The sequence below is a fragment of the Paractinoplanes tereljensis genome (genome assembly GCF_016862435.1).
Lineage (GTDB): Bacteria > Actinomycetota > Actinomycetes > Mycobacteriales > Micromonosporaceae > Actinoplanes > Actinoplanes tereljensis.
Genome location: NZ_BOMY01000002.1, coordinates 496,537 through 513,034, shown reverse-complemented (window position 1 = coordinate 513,034; position 16,498 = coordinate 496,537). Strand labels below are relative to the sequence as shown.

Here is a 16,498-nt window from a genome sequence, read left to right as displayed (position 1 = left end):
GGCAACACCTTCATGACCGATTCGTAAATGCCAATGACGCTGCCCGTGGGCCGAAAGGACGACTCCGATGGAGTGATGATCAAGAACGCTCCAGAGGGACGGCGATCGCGCCCGGGTGGGTGGGGGTCTCGGCCTCGTCGAGCATGGCGGCGGCCACCGTTGCTCGGCTTACCCGGGACGGGAAGAGACGCGCGGGGGCTTCGGCCAGGCCGACGGTTCGGCGGGTCGGGCTCAGTGGGGCGTTTGACAGTGGGCCGGCGTGGAAGACCGTGCCGCCGGCGGCCAGCACGGTCGCGTCCGCGTTGACCTTGTCGGACAGCTGGGCGCCGAGCATCTTCAGCAGGGTGCGGGTCAGTGGGCCGGCCGCCTGGGCGGACGGGCCGGTACCGAAGGCGCCCAGCCACACGATGCGGTCCGGGTGGGCGTCGGCCACGGCCTGGGCGCCCGCCGTCAGCGCGCCGGGCTGGTCGCCGCCGGCGATGCCCAGGCCGGAGAGTACGACCGCGCGGCCGGCCAGGGCCGCGGCTATCCCGGCCGGGTCGCGCACGTCGGCCGCCACCCGGGTCAGACGCGGCGAGTCGGGAAGGGCGATGCGGTCCGGGTTGCGAGCGATCGCGATGACCCGGTGTCCCCGTTCCAGCGCCTGCCGGGTCAACTCCAGGCCGGTCGCTCCGGAGGCCGCCAGCACGGTGAGTTCCATGGTCATCGGAGCACCTCGATGGCGGCGGCGTGCACGCCGGGCGCGGCGGCCAGGTAACCGTCGCTGGTCAGCTGCCACGGTTTGCCGTCCAGGTCGGTGACGGTGCCGCCGGCCTCCTGCACGAGCAGCACCGGCGCGATGTGTGAGCGCAGGTTGTCGAACTGCCAGTGCACGTCCATCCGGCCGGCGGCCACCTGGGCCAGCTGATGCCCGACCGGAACCGAGGCCTGGACGTACAGCGCGTGCCGCATCATCGCCGCGATGGCGGCGCCCACCCGCTCGGCACCGGCCGCGTCGCGGCTCGGTTTGGCCTGGCCGGTGCCGGTCAGCGCCATACTCAGGTCGGTCTTGGCCGAGACCTGCAGGCGTACGCCGTTGACAAAAGCCCCGCCGCCCGCCGTCGCGGTGAACGTCTCGCCCGCCACCGGCGCGTACAGCACGGCCAGGGTCGGGCGGCCGGCCCGGACCAGGCTCACGCCGACGTTCCAGTCGGGCATGCTCTGCACCGCGTTCATGTTGCCGCCCACCGGGTCGACGACCCACCAGTCGCCGTCCGGCATCGGGCCGGAGCCGTGCTCGTCCGAGGTCCACTGCGAACCGGGCAGGGCGCCGAGGAGCGCCGGCCGCAGGACCTCGGTGACGGCGTCGTCGTTGGCGCGCAGGGCCGCGAACAGCTGGGCCGCGTTGGTCGGCGTCTGGGCCGGGCGCACCACGCGGGTGGCGGCCGCATGGACCGCCGCGGTTGCTTCCACCAGGAGTTTTTGCATGCCTTGACTCTCGGCCGACGGCTCGGTTAAGTCCAGTGCAACCTTTGGAAGCTACGATTTACCACCATGCAACTGGATCTGAATCTGCTCACCGTGCTTGACGCACTCCTGGAGGAGGGCAGTGTCGCGGGGGCGGCTCAGCGACTGCGGCTGTCCTCGCCCGCGGTGAGCCGCAATCTCGGCCGCCTCCGCCGGCTGACCGGCGACGACATCCTGGTGCGCACCGGCCGGACGATGACCCCGACGCCGTACGCGACGGCAGTCCGCGAGCAGGTCGGTGAGCTGCTGCGACAGACCCGGGAGGTGCTGGCGCCGAGCCGGGAGCTCGACCTGGCCGGGCTCGACCGCGTCTTCACCCTCCAGTGCCACGACGCCCTGGCCACCGCACTCGCGCCGGCTCTGCTGGCCAGTTCGGCCGGGACGGCGCCGGGCGTACGCCTGCGGTTTCTGCCCGAGGCCGCGGTCGACACCGACGAACTGCGGCACGGCCGCGTCGATCTGGAGATCGGCGCGGACGTGCCGGCCCTGCCGGAGATCCGGCATGAGACCGTCGGCCACGACCGCTTCGTCGTGGTCCTGCGCCGCGATCATCCGTACGCCGGACGACTCGACCTGCCGGCCTACGCCGCCAAGCCGCACGTCCTGATCTCCCGCCGCGGCCGGCTCACCGATCCGGTCGACACCATCCTCGAGTCGCACGGCCTGCGCCGCCGGGTCGTGGCGGCCGTCGGCACGACCGCCACCGCCGCACACCTGATCGCCGGCGGTCCGACGGTGGCGACCGTCCCGGAGCTCACCTGGCGTCCCCTGATCGAGGCGTTCGGGCTGGTCACCGCGCCGCTGCCGATCCCGCTGCCGGACCCGCCGATCAACTGCGCCTGGCACCAGCGCTACGACACCGACCCGGCCCACGCCTGGCTGCGCGACCAGGTCCGCGCCGCCTTCACCGCGGTCCTCGCCGGGCGTCAAGAATAGTCAGGATTCGATACAGTCGCGGTCCAGCTTTTCGAACGGGGACCGTAGTCATGGAAGAACAGGGCCCACCGGCACCTGGCCGGCCGCCCACCGACGGCACTCAACCGCCGCCCGCCCCACCGGACCCGCAGTGGCACCGGCCGCCGGTCGGCCAACCGCAGTGGCAACAGCCCCAGTGGCTGCAGCCGGTCCCGTGGCAGTCGCCGCCCGCCTGGCAGCAACCGCCGGCCGGGTGGCAGCCGCCGCCCGGATATCCGCCGGTGAACTGGGAGCCGCAGCCCACCGGCGACCAGCTGCCGCCGTTCACCGCGCCGCCCGCCAAGCTCAAGCCGTGGGCGATCGTGCTGATCATCGTGGTCGGGATGCTGCTCTCCACCGCCGGCTACGTCGTCTACATGTGGCGGGTGGTCGACTCGACCGCGAAGCAGGTGGCAGCACTCGACGACGATCGCTGGAACGCCCCGCCGACCCGGCCGACCGAGGTAGCGCCCACCCCGCAGACGAGCGAGCCCAGCGCGCCGAGCGAGCCGGCCGGGCCCCGGGCCAGCACCTACCCGGTGCGGGACGACAAGGACCTGGCCCGGGTGTGTGACGGGTGGTATTACCCGCAGTCACCCAAGTTCGCCGGCAAAGCGCCGCACCAGATCTCGGTGGGGGTCGTCGACAGCGTCGCCCTGCCCAGCCGGCGCATCCTGTCGTCGGTCAGCGTGCCCGACCTGACGGAGTCGATCTGGCAGGCCTGGATCCCGCGCGACCCGGCCAAGTCGCAGCTGGTCGGCTGCGTCGACCTGGTGAAGACCGGGGGCACCGCCAAGAGCTGCAAGTTCGACGACCCCAAGCCGGAGACGGTCGTCATGAAGAAGGCGACCTACCGGGTGCGGCTGTTCGAGGCGGCCACCGGCAAGCAGCTGCTGGACAAGGCGTCGGTGAACGGCGAGGACGAGGACTGCCCGAGCGTGGTGTTCCTGATGGGCAACGAGTCACTGCTGAGCCAGGTGGGCGACCGGCAGCTGTACGAGTTCTACCGCCCGTACGTCATGAAGAAGTAAAGCCCATGTGAGGAGGATGACGGGCGGAATCTTGTGGGGCCGGAACTACTTGTCACCGGTTGTGGCAAAGACCGAGACCCTCACCAGCCCGCCCGCCATCGACCTCTCCCCGGGGGAACTGATTCCCACCGGGCGTCGCTTCCGGATCGTGCTCGTCCTCGGCTTCCTCACCGCGCTCGGGCCGCTGACGATCGACATGTACCTTCCGTCGCTCCCGACGATCACCACCGACCTGTCCGCCAGCGCCGCGTCGGTGCAGCTCACCCTGACCGGCACGCTTGTCGGCCTGGCGTTCGGGCAGTTGATCGTGGGACCGCTGTCCGACCGGCTCGGCCGCCGGATGCCACTGCTGGCCGGCATCGCCGTACACATCCTGGCCTCGATCTTGTGTGTGATCGCGCCCAACCTGGCCGTTCTCGGAACCCTGCGGGTCCTGCAGGGCCTGGGGGCCGCGGCCGCGGCCGTCATCGCGATGGCAATCGTCCGCGACCTGTTCAACGGCCTGGCCGCGGCCCGCCTGTTCTCCCGGCTGATGCTTGTCGTCGGGGTGGCGCCGATCCTGGCGCCGACCATCGGCGGCCTGGTGCTGGAGTGGACGTCCTGGCGTGGGGTGTTCGTGGTGCTGACCGTGGCCGGCGTGGCCATCATGGCGGCGACCGCCCTGGTCCTGCCGGAGACGCTGCCGCCGGCCGCGCGCCGCAGCGGGCAGGTGCTGCGCGACTACGGTCGGCTGTTCACCGACCGGGTCTACGTCGGGCTGATCCTGGTGGCCGGCTTCGCGTTCTCGGCGCTGTTCGCCTACGTCAGCGGCTCGTCGTTCGTGTTCCAGGAGGAGTACGGCCTGAGCGAGCAGCAGTTCGCGTACGTCTTCGCGGGCGGCGCGATCGGCCTGATCGGTGCCACCCAGTTCAACGTGCGGCTGCTGCGCCGCTGGTCGCCGCAGCAGATCCTGGGCGGTTCGCTGATCGGCGGCGTGGTCGGCGGTCTGGTGCTGCTGGTCCTCGCGATCGCCGACCTCGGCGGCCTGGTCGGCCTGCTGGTCCCGCTGTGGTTCGTGCTGGCGATGGTCGGCCTGGCCATGCCGAACGCACCGGCCATCGCGCTGTCCCGGCACGGCGAGGCGGCCGGCACCGCGGCGGCCCTGCTCGGCGCGGTCCAGTTCGGGATCGGCGCGCTGGCCGCCCCGCTGGTCGGCGTGTTCGGCGGCGACGCGACGTCGATGGCGATCGTGGTGTTCGGCGGGATGGCCGCGGCCACGATCACGCTGTACGCCGTGGTCCGCCCGCGCGACCTCCCGGTCGAGCAGTTCGACACCCCGATCGTCGTCGCCCACTGAGTGTCACGGCAATCACCGATTGACTGAAAGGCCGCTGGGAAAAAGACTTTGACCATGCGCGATCGAACTCGCCGGTGGGCGTGGCTCGGTGTTCTGATCACCGGGCTGATTCTGTACATCGTGGTGCTGCGGACCCTGGTCCACACCCAGAACCCCAACTTCGTCCCGTCGCTGATCCTGCTCGGCGCGACGGTCGTGCCGCTGTCCTTCCTGACCTTCGCCCAGGCTCGCACCGGCCGCTGGCAGGTTCCCTCGTCGACGCTGGTCATCGCCGGTTTCTTCGGTGGCGTGATCGGCATCGTGGTGGCCGGCACCCTGGAGTACAACACGCTGCGCGGGCTCGGCGTGCTGCCGATGGTGCTGGTCGCGCTCATCGAGGAGTCGGCCAAGCTGATCGTGCCGGTGGTCCTGCTCTTCTGGATCCTGTCCCGGCACGGCCGCCGACTGCCGTCGGACGGCCTGATCATCGGCGTCGCTTCCGGCATGGGATTCGCCGCGCTCGAGACCATGGGGTACGCGTTCACGGCGCTCCTGTCCTCGAACGGCAACATCGGCGCGGTCGAGGAGACGCTGTTCATCCGGGGCCTCACCTCGCCGGCCGGGCACACCGCCTGGACCGGGCTGACCGCGGGCGCGCTGTGGGCGTTGATCTCAGGCCCGAGCGGCAAGCGGCTGGTGCAGTTCCTGCTCACCTTCGCCGGTGCGGTGGCACTGCACACCTGCTGGGACACGTTCACCAGCCTGTGGGCGTACATCATCCTGGGCGCGATCAGCATCGGCTGGCTGTTCATCGAGCTGGCCCGCTACCGCACTTTCAGCGAACACACCCTCGGCGGGCGCTTCGGGCAGGCCGTAACCGTCTAGATTCAACGGAATGCGCAGCCCCACGCAGCTCGATCTGTCCGAGAAGGACATCGCGGCGATCGTCTCGCAAGGCCTCGGCGCCGGCCTGACCGGCGCCGAGGAGCTCAGCGGTGGCACCTTCGCCGCGGTCTGGAAGGCCGGTCTCGACGACGGCCGCCAGGTGGTGGTCAAGGTGGGCCCGCCCGCGACGGCTCGCATGCTCCGGTACGAAGCGGGGATGATCCCGGCCGAGGCGGAGTACTTCGCGCTGGTCGCCGCGCACACCCCGGGCGTGCCGGTGCCGGCCGTGCTGGCCGGCACCACCGACTGGATCATCACCTCGCTGCTGCCCGGAACCCCGCTGACCAGCCACGACTCGGCCCGGGCCCGCACCGAGTGCGGCGCCGCGGTGCGCCGGGTGCACACCATCACCGGCGATCACTTCGGTTACACCGGCGACCGGGCGTCCGGCGCCGACTGGCCCACCGCGTTCGCGGCGATGATCGACGACCTGCGGGCCGACGCCGCCGACTGGGGTGTTCCGCTGCCGCCGTTGGACGGGCTGGTCGCCCGCCACCACGACGTGCTGGCCGCGGTGACCCGGCCGGCGCTGCTGCACTTCGACCTGTGGGACGGCAACGTGCTGGTCGGGCCGGACGGCGCGCTGACCGGCCTGGTCGACGGCGAGCGTTACCTCTACGGCGACCCGCTGCTGGACCTCGTCTCGCCGGCCCTGCGGCAGCGCATCGAGGAGGTCCCGGACCACCCGTTCCTGGCCGGTTACCGGCCCGAGCCGTTCGACGAGTCGGCCCGGGTCCGGTTGACGCTCTACCGCATCCACCTCTACACGCTGATGATCGCCGAGGGCCCGAGCCGGGGCATCCAGATCAGCGACGGCCGGCACGACTACCTGACCGGCCTGCTCGAACGGGAATTGACAGACCTTTAGCGGATGTGGCCGAAACCTCAAGGTACCCGCGGCGCGACCGAACTGTGCGGCGATCAACATCGTCGACAGCAAGGGGTCGCTCGTGAAAGCGTTCGCCGATCTACGGGTCAGCACCAAGATTCTGGCGAGCGTCGGCGTCGCCGCCACCGCCGCGGTGGCCATCGGGATCACCGGCATCGTGCAGCTCAACGTGCTCAGCGAGAAGAGCCAGATGCTGTACCAGGACGACGTCCAGCCGCTGACCAACCTGTCGAACATTCAGCGCAACTTCAACGCGCTGCGCGCCCGCTACCTCGAGTACGGCGGCGCGACCGTTGCGGTCCGCAAGACCCTGGACACCGAGATCGCCGAGAAGAAGACGCTCCTCGACTCGCAGATCGCCAGTTACAAGCCGACCGACGCGGCGTCCTTCACGAAGTTCACCACCAACTACGCCACCATCCTGCAGGACGCCGAGCAGAAGCTCCTCCCGCTCGCGACGGTGAGCGTCACCAGCTTCTACACCGAGTACCGCACCGACATCAAGCCGGTCGTGAACGACGCGGCCGACGCCATCGAGGCCGAGAACTCCGCGGTGCTCGCCGAGGCCAAGTCTCGCGCCGACGAGAGCGCGACCGCCGCCGCGAACGCCCGCACCATGGTCATCGCGGTCCTCGTCGTCGGCCTGCTGCTCGCCCTCGGCCTGGGCATCTACGTGGCCCGGCTGATCGTGCGCCCGCTGGAGCGGGTCAAGCGCTCGCTCACCGCGCTCGCCGACGGCGACCTGACCGTCGAGGCCGACGTCAAGCACCACGACGAGGTCGGCGAGATGGCCCGGCTGCTGAACCAGGCCCTCGGCCAGACCCGCGAGGTCATCGCCTCGGTCGGTGCGGCGTCGCAGAGCCTGGCCGCGGCGGCCGAGGAGACCTCGACGATCGCGAACCAGATCAGCAAAAACGCGGACGACGCCTCGGCCCAGGCGCAGGTCGTGTCGACCGCGTCCGAGGAGGTCTCGCAGAGCGTCAGCACCGTCGCGGCCGGCTCGGAGGAGATGGGCGCGGCCATCGCCGAGATCACCCAGAGCGCGACCGCGGCCGCCCGGGTAGCCGGCGAGGCCGTCACCGTGGCCGAGTCGACCAACCAGACGATCGCCACCCTCGGCGAGTCGAGCCGGGAGATCGGCGACGTGATCAAGGTGATCACCGCCATCGCCGAGCAGACCAACCTGCTCGCGCTGAACGCCACCATCGAGGCCGCCCGGGCCGGCGAGATGGGCAAGGGCTTCGCCGTCGTCGCCAGCGAGGTCAAGGACCTGGCTCAGGAGACGGCCCGGGCCACCGAGGACATCTCCCGGCGGGTCGAGGCGATCCAGTCGGACAGCGGCCAGGCGGTCAACGCCATCCAGCAGATCGCCGAGGTCATCGGCCGGATCAACGACTACACCACGACGATCGCCTCGGCCGTCGAGGAGCAGAGCGCCACCACCGCCGAGATGAACCGCAACGTCGCCGAGGCGGCCGGCGCCACCATCCAGATCAACTCCGGCATCGAGACGGTGGCCTCGAACGCCCGCCTCACCGCCGAGTCGGTCGTCGACGCCCAGCGGTCCGCCGCCGAGCTCTCCCGGATGTCCCAGGAACTGCACGTCGCGGTTTCCCGCTTCACCTACTGATTCAGATCACCCGCTCGGCGAGGGCCAGGAAATAGTCGTCCTGGTCGTCGTAGCGAGTGAGCCGCCAGCCGGACTTGGCCATCAGTGGCTCGAGGTTCTCCCGGTTCAGCGGCTCGTCGGGACGCACGCTCCGGCCGTGTCGCGCAGCCAGCGCGGCACGGCCGGATGGGTGAAAGATCATCAGTTTGCCGCCCGGCCGGGTCACCCGGGCCAGCTCGGTCAGGCCGACGCTCGGGTCGGGCAGGTGCTGCACCAGGCCGGCGGCGAAGACCACGCCGGCCACCGCGTCCGGGAACGGCAGCCGGCGCGCGTCACCGATCAGCAGGTCGGCGCAGCCGCCCCGGCCGGCCACGCGGGCCGCCTGCAGCATCGCCGGGGTCAGGTCGAGACCGACCACCCGCCCCTGGGGGCCGACCGCGGCGGCCAGGGCCGGTAATGCCCGGCCGGTGCCGCAACCCACGTCGAGGGCCAGGTCTCCGGGGCGAGGCGCGGCCGTTTCGACCGCCATGGCGTACGCCGGGAGATCGTCGCCGAATTTGGCGTCCCAACCGGCCGCCCGGGCCCCGAAGAACGCCCGGCTCTCGGTCAGATACCACCTCTCCGGGTCGGCCAGCCGCGGATGCACGTGCCGGATGACCGGCCACTGCGGATCGTGGTGGTCGATCACCACCTGGGCCCGCCGCTCACCCTCGCCGTTGCCCAGTTGCTTTCCGCGCGGGCCGCTGCGCAGGTAGACGAAGATGCGGTCGGCGGCCGGCTCGAGCACGTTGAGCGCCGAGTCGAAGCGGCCGCCGGCCGGTCCGCTCAGCCCGAGGACGGCGTCGACCGTCCACGCGCGGGCCGAAGCCGGGAAGGCTTCGGCGAGCCGGGCCGCGAAGCTGGCGGCGGCGCCGTGATCGCCGCCGTCGACGATCACGGTGAGTGGCGCTCGCGGGGCGAGCACCTCGGCGAGAAATGCGGTGACCTCGTGGATCCGTTCCGGCACGCCGTCCAGCATGCCGCCGGGGGTGTGACCCGTGCAACGGTTCCGCATCTGCGGCCTGTTCGTGCTTACTTGCCTGGCTTTTGCGGCCCTAAAGTTGGCGCGTGACGACCTACCGCATCGGCGAAGCGGCCGAACTGCTCGGCGTCAGCGTCGACACCCTGCGGCGCTGGGTCGATGCGGGCCGGTTACCGGCCGGCCGCGACGACCACGGGCACCGCGAGATCGGCGGCGCCGACCTGGCCGGTTTCGCCCGCTCGCTGGCCGACGAGCCCGATCCGGGCTCCCGCCGGTCGTCGGCGCGCAACCGGTTGCGCGGCATCGTCACCGCGATCACCCGCGACGCGGTGATGGCGCAGGTCGACATCCAGGCCGGCCCGTTCCGCGTGGTCTCGCTGATGAGCCGGGAGGCGCTCGACGAGATGGCGCTCGAGGTCGGTTCGACGGCGGTCGCCGTGATCAAGTCGACCACGGTGGTCGTAGAACGAGGGGACATCTAAATGAAGAGAATCCTGACCGGCGTGGCGCTGGCCGCCGCCCTTCTTCTTTCCGGCTGCGGCGGCGATGACTCCTCCACGCCCACGTCCGCCGGCTCGGCTTCCGGCGTTTCCGGAAACCTCACCGTCCTCGCGGCCGCGTCGCTGACCGAGTCGTTCAACCAGATCGGCAAAGACTTCGAAACGGCAAACCCCGGAGTCAAGGTCACCTTCTCGTACGCGGGTAGCTCCGCGCTGGCCCAGCAGATCACGTCGGGCGCCCCCGCCGACGTCTTCGCGGCCGCCAGTCCCGCCACCATGAAAACCGTCACCGATGCCGGCGACGCCAACGGTGAAGCCACCGTCTTCGTGAAGAATCAGCTCGTGATCGCGGTGGCGAAGGGCAACCCCAAGGGCATCAAGGGCCTGTCCGACCTGACCAACCCCTCGCTGAAGGTCGCGCTCTGCGCCGAGCAGGTGCCGTGCGGCGCGGCCGCCAAGAAGGCCCTGGCCGCCGCCAATGTGAAGGTCACCCCGGTCACCCTGGAACAGGACGTCAAGGCGGCCCTGTCCAAGGTCAAGCTGGGTGAGGTCGACGCGGCCCTGGTCTACCGCACCGACGCCAAGGCGGCCGCGGCCGACGTCGAGGGCATCGAGTTCCCCGAGTCGTCCGGCGCGATCAACGACTACCCGATCGTCGCCCTCAAGAGCGCTCCCAACCCGTCTGCCGCCGCCGCGTTCGTGGCCTACGTGCAGAGCGGCCCCGCGCTGGACGTCCTCGTCGACGCAGGGTTCCAGAAGCCATAAAGAAGCAACGCCTCAAGGTGCCGCCGGCCCTGGCGATCCCCGCGATCGCCGGGCTGGTGTTCCTCGTCCTCCCGCTGTTCGGGCTGCTCTGGCGAGCGCCCTGGTCGACGCTGCCCGAGCGGCTGGCCGAACCCGGCATCCTGGCCGCGCTGCGTCTGTCCCTGCTGACCGCCACCCTGGCCACCGCGGTGAGCCTGGTCCTCGGCGTACCCCTCGCCTGGGTGTTGGCCCGCACCGAATTCCCTGGCCGCCGGTTCGTGCGGGCTTTGGTCACCGTGCCGCTGGTGCTGCCGCCGGTGGTCGGCGGCGTCGCGTTGTTGCTGGTCTTCGGCCGGCGCGGCCTGCTCGGCGGCTGGCTCGACTCGACGTTCGGGGTGAGCCTGCCGTTCACCACCGCCGGGGTGGTGGTGGCCGAGGCGTTCGTGGCCATGCCGTTCCTGGTGATCAGCGTCGAGGGCGCGCTGCGCGGCGCCGACTCCCGCTACGAGGAGGCCGCGGCCACCCTCGGCGCCGGCCGCTGGACGGCGTTCCGCCGGGTCACCCTGCCGCTGATCGCGCCGGGTGTCGCGGCCGGTGGGGTGCTGTGCTGGGCGCGGGCGCTGGGCGAGTTCGGCGCGACGATCACCTTCGCCGGCAACTTCCCCGGCCGCACCCAGACCATGCCGCTGGCCGTCTACCTGGCCCTGGAACAGGACGTGGACGCCGCCATCGTCCTGAGCCTCCTGCTTTTGGTGGTCTCGGTGGTCATCCTGGCCGCGCTGCGGGACAAGTGGGTCGCGGCATGACCGAGCGAAGCGAGCGTCATGATCGCGCTTCTGGTCTTTCGCTTTTCCCCGGGGAGGCGGCATGACACTCGATGCCCACCTGGTCGTCACGCGGCCCGGCTTCACGCTCGACCTCGCGCTGACCGCCGAGGCCGGCGAGGTCGTCGCGCTGCTCGGGCCCAACGGGGCCGGCAAGACCACCGCGCTGCGGGCGCTCGCCGGGCTCACCGCGCTCGACGACGGGCACGTCACCCTCGACGGGGTGCGGCTCGACGGCGAACCGCCCGAGCACCGCCGGATCGGCGTGGTCTTCCAGGACTACCTGCTGTTTCCGCATCTCACGGCGCTGGACAACGTGGCCTTCGGCCCTCGATGCCGGCGCGTGCCGCGCCGGGAGGCCCGGGAGACCGCCCGGGAGTGGCTGATGCGGGTGGGTCTGGCCGAGCACGTACGCAAGAAGCCGCGCCAACTCTCCGGCGGCCAAGCCCAGCGGGTGGCCCTGGCCCGCGCCCTGGCCGCCGAACCGAAACTGCTGCTCCTGGACGAGCCGCTGGCTGCCCTGGACGCCCGCACCCGGCTCGACACCCGGGCCGCCCTGCGCGGGCACCTCGCGTCGTTCCCCGGCGCGACCGTGCTGGTCACCCACGACCCGCTGGACGCACTCATGCTCGCCGACCGCCTGGTCATCGTCGAGGACGGCCGGATCGTGCAGTCCGGCGACGCCGCCGAGATCACCGCCCGGCCGCGCACCGACTACGTGGCCCGCCTGGTCGGCCTCAACCTCTACCGCGGCCGCGCGGACGGCACCACAGTCCGGCTGCCGGACGGTTTTTCGCTTGTCACCGCCGTACCGCAGGAGGGTGGGGTGTTTGTCGCCTTTCCGCCGTCGGCGGTGTCGTTGTTCGCGGCCCGCCCCGAAGGCAGCCCGCGCAACACCTGGCCGGCCACGGTGACCTCGGTGTCCCGGCACGGCGACGCGTTGCGCATCGAGTTGACCGGCCCGATCCAGCTGGCGGCGGACGTCACACCGGCGGCGGCCGTCCAGCTGTCGCTGGAGCCCGGACGTGAGGTGTGGGCCACGGTGAAGGCCACAGAGGCGACCGCCTACCCCGCCTGACGGATAGCGTGGGTTGGATGGAGGCACTAGAGCTGTCCGATTACCGCGCCCGGAACTCCCGCATCTACCTGGAGGCGGCCGACCTCAAGGATTTCCGGGCCCGCCGCGACGATCTCTTCGCAACCCACCCGCAGTCCCCGATCCCACCCGGCACGTTCACCGGCTTGCGCTACTACCCACCCAACGACGACGCCATCGTCGAGGTGGACGTGGTCCCGGCCGACGGCGAGATCGACATCGACACCGGCGGCCCCGACGGCGTAGTGCATTACCGGCGGGCCGGCATCCTGCCCACGCCGTACGGCGAGCTGTCGCTGTGGTGGATCGCGGCCTACGGCGGCGGCCTGTTCCTCCCGGTCCGCGACGCGACCTGCGGAAAGACGACATACGGCGGAGGCCGCTACCTGACCGACACGGTCAAGGGCACCCACGGCCGCGGGGTGGAGCCGTTGGGCGGCACCCGAGTCCGCCTGGACTTCAACTACCTCTACAACCCCTCATGCGCGTACGACGACGAGTGGCTCTGCCCCCTGGCCCCACCAGAAAACCGAGTGACAGCAGCCATCGAAGCCGGCGAACTGACCTACCACTGACTACCCGCAGGCCGGCCGCGATCTTGAAGATTTCCGGTTAGCAGCGAACCGGAAGTCGCCAAGGTCGCGGGGCCGACGCTTACTTCGCTGGATAATTTCGGGCGGCGTCCTCAAGATCGATGGCGGCCGGTCGATGCGGTGGCCGTGCCTCGGAAACGCGTGCTGCGCTGCGCGGCTGTCGCGGCCGTCACCGCGGTCATCGTTGCCCTGGTGGTTCGGGCCGGACGGCGCCCACGCGCCCAGGTGCCGGAAGTCGAGGCACCGAAGCCGAGCCCCGAGCCGCAGCCGGCGGCGTCCAGGTTCCGGCCGCCGCGGCGCTGGGTGGCCACGCTCGCCGTGGCCCTCCTCGCGGCAGTGGGCGGTATCGCCGCGATCATTGCCACCCGGCCCAACGGCGCCGCGTGCCTGTCGAAGCCGGGAATGATGCCGGACACCGCGGGGGAATATGTCAGCGGAATGCCGCGGCCGCTCACGATCGAAGATCTGCCCGCGCCCGGGACCGTCATCAAGCTCGGCGACGCCATGGAGATCCCGGAGTCCGACGAGATGCAACACGATCTCTCGGTTCGCGGCGCCAAGGGCCTGGAGACCACATCGAAGCTCCGGGCCACGGACGGACGGCGGCTCGTGTCGGTGCTGGTGCGGGAGCGCAACACCGGGCAGATGACCATCATCCCGCAGGGTGACGACCAAGCCTGGCTGTGCGATGCGGACGGTACCTGGTACCAGCACGACGCCGCGCTTACCGCGCTGCTGGCGGAGGCCGGGTCGGACCGGCTCGAACCGGGCCGCCAGGTCGATCAGCGGGTGGTGTTCCAGCTTCGCGCGGGCGCCCGGCCGAGCCGGGTCCGCATCGTCCAGCATGCTTACCGGTGGACCAAGACCGCCGACTGGAAGCTCGGCTGAGCTTCCAGTCACCGGACCGTCAGGCCGGTCAGCGGGCCTGCGGCTGCGGCGCCGATCGCGCTGCCGGCGTTGGCGGCCAGGCTCGACGAGGCCGAGACCCCCACCCACCCAGGCGCGATAGCCGTCCCTCTGGGGCGGTCTTGATCATCACGTGCATACTCGGCGCGTGCGGCGACGAACAATCATTGTTTTTACGGAGTGCGTCGCGGCGTGCCTGATCATTGCGGCGACCGTTTTACGGATTTTCGCGGCTTACGGGATCGGCGTCGGTATTGGCCACGAGAACGCCCTTTGGTGGTTTGCGGGCGCAATGACGCTGATCTGGTATGCCGCCCGCATCGCCGTTTGGCGTCTCGACCGGCGCGCAAGCCGGCCCGAGTAGCCGGTGCGGCCATTCGGGTCAGCTTCCGGTTACCGGCTTGCAGTCTTCGGCATTGGTGCCGGTGGCCAGTTCGGTGCCGTCGGCGGAGACCACGCTTACCGCGCTGACGCCGTGGGTCGAGGCCTCGTTGGCGGCGTTCTGGCAGAGGCTGGCGGCCTGGTCGCCCTCGTCGGCGCCCAGCGAGGTGGCCACGACTGCCTTGTCGCAGGTCGGTACCTCGACCGAGGTCACCGCGCCCATGCCGGTCAGCGACGCTTTGATCTCGGCCTGCGCGGCCCCGCAGTCCTGGGCGGGCGCGGCCGCCGTGCCGGTCGTCGCGGTCGCGGCGCTGGTCGTCGCGGTGCTGTCGGAGGAGTCCGATGTGCCACACCCACCGGCGAAGCCGAGCAGAGCGGTGAGACCGACCGCAGCAACGACCTGGCTGAAAGAATTCACTCGCATAACCCGCACAATGGCAGCCCAACGCGACCATGGCAATAGCCGTTCTCGCGTTAAGGGTTTCTTTGGAACGGCCCGATAATATGAATGATAAAAGGCGCTGGGCCGGCGGATTTCCGTCGGCCCAGCGCCTTTTGGGTGAAGAGGGTTAGAACGGGGTCATCGTGATGGTGGCCAGGCGGGGGTCGCCGTCGTGGACGAGCGACTCCTGGTTCTGGACGTCGTCGAAGGCGAAGGCGTAGGCCTTTCCGTCGAGCATGTTTTCGTGGACTGCCTTGGCGTACACGTCGGCGGGGTTGTTCTTGTAGAAGTCGGACGCCGTGCCGCTGGGCTGGGTGTCCAGGGTGCCCAGCGTGCCCCGGGTCAGGGCGGCGCACAGCGTGCGGGCGATCGGGCCCACCACCTGGTCGTTCGGGGCGCCCAGGGCGCCGTCGCAACCCCACACGTTGGCGGTGGAGGGCTTGGTGAACGACGCGACCGTCTTGCCGGTGGTGTCGGTGAAGTTCAGGACGTTGCCGCTGGTGCGGCCCAGGAACTTGTTGTTCGGCTGGTCGCCGAACGGCACCACCGTCAGGGTCTTGCCGGCGTACGCGTTCCAGGCGGTGTTGATGTACGAGTCCAGGTAGGTCGGGCTCATCAGGCCGGCGTCGGCCGCCTTGCCGGGGGCCAGCACCCGCAGGACCGTGCCGTCGGAGCGAGTGACCACGCTCTTCGCGAAGTCGGCGTTGGCCTTGATGGTGTTGATGACGTTCTGCCGGCCGCCGGACTTCAGCTCGCCGGTCTTCAGCGTGGTGCCGGCGCCGTTGGTGATGCTGACGATGTGCGGTACGGCGAACATGTCGACCTGGGAGCTGTTCAGGAACAGGCCACCGGCGTCGAGGGTGAACTCGCTCCAGTCGAACAGGATGTCGTGGTTCGGGTCGCCGCCGGCCCACGGCGCGGGCTGGACCAGGCCGTCGGTGGTGAGGCGGAAGTCGAGTTTCTGGCCGAACGACATGTACAGCCGGCCGGACAGGCCCTTCGGCATCTTGATCGTGGTGCTGCCGCCGTTGGCCGGCCCGGGGATGGACACATCCGGTGCCGGGACGGGGGTGGAGGCGCCGCCGGTCCAGGCGGTGAAGGTGCCGGCCGCGTTCACGTAGCCGAGCTTGCCGGTGGCCAGGTTGACGCCGAGCAGGTAGAGGAAGACGTTCTCGCTGCGGCCGGTCTTGTTGGTCACGGTGACCGGCAGCAGGTTCGAGGCGGGCGGAACGTCCGCTTTGGGGGCCGAAGTGGTGGGCGCGACGGTGGTGGGCGCAACCGTCGTGGGCTTGACCGTCGGCGTGGTGGTGGCGGCCGTGGTGGTGGGAACAGCGGTGGTCGGCGAGACGACCCCGTTGCAGGAGATGCCGTTGATTTTGCAGTTGGTGGGCTGGCCGCCGGAGCCGACGAACCCGAAGGTCACCTTGGCTCCGACGGCCAGCGTCCCGTTCCACCCCTGGTTGGCAAAGGTGACGTGTTGCCCGGACAGCGTCATCTGCGTGTCCCAGAAGCTGCCGACCTTCGCCCCCGATGGCAGATCGAACTCCACCTTCCAGGCCGTCATGCCCGCCGCCCCGGTGTTGCTGACGGTCACCTCGTCCTGCCAGCCACTGCCCCAGTCGGACACCGTGCGGAGAGATGCGGTCGGTGCCGCTGCCGAGGCCGGCAGAGCGATCCAGGTCGTCCCCGCGGCCGCCACCGCGAGGACTGTGGTGAGGAGGAGAGTTCGTTTGCGGCGCATC

At 70.6% G+C, this 16,498-nt stretch carries 18 protein-coding genes; 13 read left to right on the top strand and 5 right to left on the bottom strand.

The genetic code is table 11. From position 1 onward, the window contains the following. Window positions 1-79 precede the first annotated feature (79 nt). Window positions 80-706 carry an NAD(P)-dependent oxidoreductase gene (locus Ate02nite_RS03630; RefSeq protein ID WP_203798641.1) on the bottom strand — a complete coding sequence of 209 codons (627 nt, stop codon included), beginning with the start codon at window positions 704-706 and terminating at the stop codon, window positions 80-82. Continuing rightward, the gene (locus Ate02nite_RS03625; protein WP_203798639.1) at window positions 703-1,467 is read right to left on the bottom strand and encodes an inositol monophosphatase family protein; all 765 of its coding nucleotides are present in this window, start codon (window positions 1,465-1,467) and stop codon (window positions 703-705) included. Before Ate02nite_RS03625 ends, Ate02nite_RS03630 begins: the two co-directional genes overlap by 4 nt. A 66-nt stretch (window positions 1,468-1,533) precedes the next feature. Here Ate02nite_RS03625 and Ate02nite_RS03620 point away from each other — a divergent pair, with 66 nt between their 5' ends. The 6 genes from Ate02nite_RS03620 to Ate02nite_RS03595 all read left to right on the top strand — a co-directional run bounded on the left by Ate02nite_RS03620 (window position 1,534) and on the right by Ate02nite_RS03595 (window position 8,270). Continuing rightward, the gene (locus tag Ate02nite_RS03620; protein ID WP_203798637.1) at window positions 1,534-2,442 is read left to right on the top strand and encodes a LysR family transcriptional regulator; all 909 of its coding nucleotides are present in this window, start codon (window positions 1,534-1,536) and stop codon (window positions 2,440-2,442) included. 50 nt (window positions 2,443-2,492) lie between these two features. Continuing rightward, the gene (locus tag Ate02nite_RS49365; RefSeq protein ID WP_203798635.1) at window positions 2,493-3,491 is read left to right on the top strand and encodes a hypothetical protein; all 999 of its coding nucleotides are present in this window, start codon (window positions 2,493-2,495) and stop codon (window positions 3,489-3,491) included. Between the two features lie 61 nt (window positions 3,492-3,552). Further along, the gene (locus tag Ate02nite_RS03610; protein ID WP_239147088.1) at window positions 3,553-4,827 is read left to right on the top strand and encodes a multidrug effflux MFS transporter; all 1,275 of its coding nucleotides are present in this window, start codon (window positions 3,553-3,555) and stop codon (window positions 4,825-4,827) included. A 54-nt stretch (window positions 4,828-4,881) separates the two neighbouring features. Further along, complete coding sequence (locus Ate02nite_RS03605; RefSeq protein ID WP_203798631.1) at window positions 4,882-5,691, top strand: PrsW family intramembrane metalloprotease; 810 nt, start codon at window positions 4,882-4,884, stop codon at window positions 5,689-5,691. 10 nt (window positions 5,692-5,701) lie between these two features. Beyond that, window positions 5,702-6,619 (top strand): phosphotransferase, encoded by a 918-nt coding sequence (locus Ate02nite_RS03600; protein WP_203798629.1) that lies wholly within the window; start codon window positions 5,702-5,704, stop codon window positions 6,617-6,619. Between the two features lie 82 nt (window positions 6,620-6,701). Then, the gene (locus Ate02nite_RS03595) at window positions 6,702-8,270 is read left to right on the top strand and encodes a methyl-accepting chemotaxis protein (RefSeq protein ID WP_203798627.1); all 1,569 of its coding nucleotides are present in this window, start codon (window positions 6,702-6,704) and stop codon (window positions 8,268-8,270) included. Between the two features lies 1 nt (window position 8,271). On the opposite strand, the gene Ate02nite_RS03590 is transcribed toward Ate02nite_RS03595, so the two are convergent. Continuing rightward, window positions 8,272-9,255 (bottom strand): methyltransferase domain-containing protein, encoded by a 984-nt coding sequence (locus tag Ate02nite_RS03590; protein ID WP_239147087.1) that lies wholly within the window; start codon window positions 9,253-9,255, stop codon window positions 8,272-8,274. Window positions 9,256-9,356: 101 nt separating this feature from the next. Here Ate02nite_RS03590 and Ate02nite_RS03585 point away from each other — a divergent pair, with 101 nt between their 5' ends. The 7 genes from Ate02nite_RS03585 (at window position 9,357) to Ate02nite_RS03555 (ending at window position 14,297) form a co-directional block, all read left to right on the top strand. Next, complete coding sequence (locus tag Ate02nite_RS03585) at window positions 9,357-9,752, top strand: TOBE domain-containing protein (RefSeq protein ID WP_203798623.1); 396 nt, start codon at window positions 9,357-9,359, stop codon at window positions 9,750-9,752. Next, on the top strand, window positions 9,753-10,535 hold the full coding sequence (modA, locus tag Ate02nite_RS03580) for a molybdate ABC transporter substrate-binding protein (protein WP_203798621.1): 783 nt from the start codon (window positions 9,753-9,755) through the stop codon (window positions 10,533-10,535). After that, the gene (locus Ate02nite_RS03575) at window positions 10,532-11,320 is read left to right on the top strand and encodes an ABC transporter permease (RefSeq protein ID WP_203798942.1); all 789 of its coding nucleotides are present in this window, start codon (window positions 10,532-10,534) and stop codon (window positions 11,318-11,320) included. Before modA ends, Ate02nite_RS03575 begins: the two co-directional genes overlap by 4 nt. Before the next feature lie 61 nt (window positions 11,321-11,381). Continuing rightward, window positions 11,382-12,416, top strand: a complete 1,035-nt coding sequence (locus Ate02nite_RS03570; protein WP_203798620.1) for an ABC transporter ATP-binding protein — start codon at window positions 11,382-11,384, stop codon at window positions 12,414-12,416. A 17-nt stretch (window positions 12,417-12,433) separates the two neighbouring features. After that, window positions 12,434-13,009, top strand: coding sequence for a DUF1684 domain-containing protein (locus Ate02nite_RS03565; protein WP_203798618.1), 576 nt, complete (start codon window positions 12,434-12,436; stop codon window positions 13,007-13,009). A gap of 138 nt (window positions 13,010-13,147) precedes the next feature. Next, complete coding sequence (locus tag Ate02nite_RS03560) at window positions 13,148-13,915, top strand: hypothetical protein (protein WP_203798616.1); 768 nt, start codon at window positions 13,148-13,150, stop codon at window positions 13,913-13,915. 166 nt (window positions 13,916-14,081) lie between these two features. Continuing rightward, on the top strand, window positions 14,082-14,297 hold the full coding sequence (locus Ate02nite_RS03555) for a hypothetical protein (protein WP_203798615.1): 216 nt from the start codon (window positions 14,082-14,084) through the stop codon (window positions 14,295-14,297). Window positions 14,298-14,315: 18 nt separating this feature from the next. Here Ate02nite_RS03555 and Ate02nite_RS03550 read toward each other — a convergent pair whose 3' ends face one another. After that, window positions 14,316-14,738 carry a hypothetical protein gene (locus tag Ate02nite_RS03550; protein ID WP_203798613.1) on the bottom strand — a complete coding sequence of 141 codons (423 nt, stop codon included), beginning with the start codon at window positions 14,736-14,738 and terminating at the stop codon, window positions 14,316-14,318. Between the two features lie 145 nt (window positions 14,739-14,883). Beyond that, the gene (locus tag Ate02nite_RS03545; protein ID WP_203798612.1) at window positions 14,884-16,497 is read right to left on the bottom strand and encodes a beta-1,3-glucanase family protein; all 1,614 of its coding nucleotides are present in this window, start codon (window positions 16,495-16,497) and stop codon (window positions 14,884-14,886) included. Between the last annotated feature and the right edge of the window lies 1 nt (window position 16,498).